This is a genomic window from Ideonella sp. P3_A4, from assembly GCF_056403075.1.
On record NZ_JBFUGE010000776.1, the window covers coordinates 1 to 2,516 of the forward strand.

At 65.5% G+C, this 2,516-nt stretch carries 2 protein-coding genes; both read left to right on the top strand.

Going from position 1 to position 2,516, the window contains the following annotated elements; genetic code table 11:
* The first annotated feature begins 77 nt into the window (after positions 1 to 77).
* A complete protein-coding gene (locus AC1DYI_RS32530) occupies positions 78 to 2,228 on the top strand; it encodes a GH92 family glycosyl hydrolase (protein ID WP_477208246.1) in 2,151 nt (716 codons plus the stop codon).
* Between the two features lie 61 nt (positions 2,229 to 2,289).
* The coding region (locus AC1DYI_RS32535; protein WP_477208247.1) for a hypothetical protein at positions 2,290 to 2,516 on the top strand (227 nt) is incomplete at its 3' end.

Genomic DNA, 2,516 nt, shown 5'->3' on the forward strand with positions numbered 1-2,516 from the left:
GGGCGAAGCGGTCACACCGGGCTCTCGCAACGCGCCGCGGGCGCAGAACAACGGCGGCTGGGTCAAGTTCGCCGGCGGTGGCGGGCGAAGCGGTCACACCGGGCTCTCGCAACGCGCCGCGGGCGCAGAACAACGGCGGCTGGGTCAAGTTCGCCGGCGGTGGCCAGGTGCATTTGCGCGTCGGCGTGTCGTACGTCAGTACCGACAACGCCAAGCTCAACATGCAGACCGAACTGGCGAGTGTCGACTTCGACACCGTCAAGACCAACGCGAAAGCGAGCTGGAACAAGCTGCTGAACAAGGTGCAGATCACCGGCGGCTCGACCGACGACCGCACCAAGTTCTACACGGCGCTCTATCACTCGCTGCTGCACCCCAACCTGTTCAGCGACGTCAACGGCCAGTACATCTGCTTCGACAACAAGATCTACACCGCGACAGGCTGGGACAAGTACGCCACCTTCTCGGGCTGGGACATCTACCGCTCGCAGGTGCAACTGATCGGCTGGCTGCAGCCCAAGGTCGCGAGCGACATGGCGCAGTCGATGGTGGTCGACGCCGAGAARGGCGGCGGCGGCTACCCCAAGTGGCCCACTGCAAACGACGACACCTGCGTGATGGTGGGTGACGCCGGTGCGGTGATCGTGGCCAACCTGCACGCCTTTGGTGGCAAGAACTTCGACACGGCCTCGGCGCTGAAGTACATGGAGCAAGCCGCCACGCAGCCCGGCACGCGTTCACGCAATTGCGAGACGCGCGCGGGCCTCGCCGGCCAGCAAAGCCACGGCTACATCCCGGAGGGTGCCGGTGGCGTGTGGGGCCCTTCTGCCACGACGCTGGAATATGCGCTGGCCGACTCGGCGATCGCGCACTTTGCCGAATCGCTGGGCAACACCGCCAAGCGTGACCAGTACCTGGCCTACGCGCAGGACTGGAAGTCGCTCTACTCGAACTTCTCGGGCTACATCCACCCGCGGCTGGACACCGGCGGCTTCATCAACGGCTTCGACCGCACCAGCGGCAACAGCTTCGTCGAAGGCAACTCGGCGCAGTACACCTGGATGGTGCCGCAGAACTACCGTGGTCTGTTCGACCGCATGGGTGGCAACGCCGCGGCGATCGCCCGCCTGGACGAGCACTTCACCAAGCTCGACGACGGGGCGAACAGTCCGTATGCCTTCATGGGCAATGAGCCCGAGCACGGCTCGCCCTGGGCGTATCTGTTTGCTGGGACGCCCTACAAGTCGCAGCAGGTGGTTCGCCGCATCCTGACCGATCTGTACCGCAACAGCCCGGACGGCATCAACGGCAACGACGACCTTGGCGCCACCTCGGCCTGGTATGTGTGGGGCGCATTGGGGCTGTACCCCGAGCTGCCGGGTGTCGGTGGATTCGCGGTCGGCAGCCCGCTGTTCCCGACCACGAAGATCAAGATGGGCAACGGCAAGATCCTGACGATCAAGGCTCCGAATGCAGGTGCCAACGGCACCTACATCCAGAGCATGATGATCAACGGCGTCGCCAACACCAGCACCTGGCTGCCGCTGACCAAGCTGAAGGCCGACACGACGCTGCAGTTCGAGCTGGGCGCCACGCCCAACACGAACTGGGGCAGCGCGCCGGCCGATGCGCCGCCGTCTTACGACAACCCGCGGGTCACGAAGAGCAGCACCACGTTCAGTGCCGACTTCGACAGCCGCAACTCGCAGCCGGACTGGAACGACACGATCGACTTCGCGGCCAACATCACCGGCTACTGCTGCTCGCTCAACCACATGGAGACCTCGACCCGCCGCGAGGGCGGCACGCACAGCGGCGCCGGCGCGCTGATGTACTCGGGCAACGACAACGATGCGACGCAGTCGTACTCGTACAACAAGGTGTTCGACGTGAACATCCCGGTGGGCAGCGCGACCACGCTGTCGTACTGGATCAAGCCGAGTGCGGTGTCGGCCAACAGCGCCTTCGTCGCGATCGACCTGGTCTTCACCGACGGCACCAGCCTGCGCGATTCGGGCGCCATCGACCAGAACGGCATCCGCGTGCACCCCGAGTTCCAGGGCCGCGGCGGCAAGCTGGTGCTGGACAGCTGGAACGAGGTTCGCTCGAGCATCGGCCAGTGGGCCGCAGGCAGGACGATCGACCGCATCGTCGTCGGCTACGACCGTCCAGACGCGACCGGCCAGTTCCGCGGTTTGATCGACGACTTGCGCATCGGCGCGCCCTGAGGCTGCATCAGGTTCACATCAGCACCGGCTTTCTAGCATTGAGCCCACCAGGACTGTCGACATGAGCACACCAGACATCGCCCCACGTCTTCTTGGCCGCTGGCTGAGGGCCTTGGGCGCTTGTCTGGCGCTCGCTGTCGGCGGCCCGGCCATGGCCACGGCTGCGGGCCCTTACCAGCCCAACGATGCGCCGGTGCTGGTGGTGCTGGGCCAGTCGAATGCACAAGGCTACAACCAGTTCCTGACCGGTGCGGACGTCAACCGCATCGGCCAGCACCTGGCCCACGT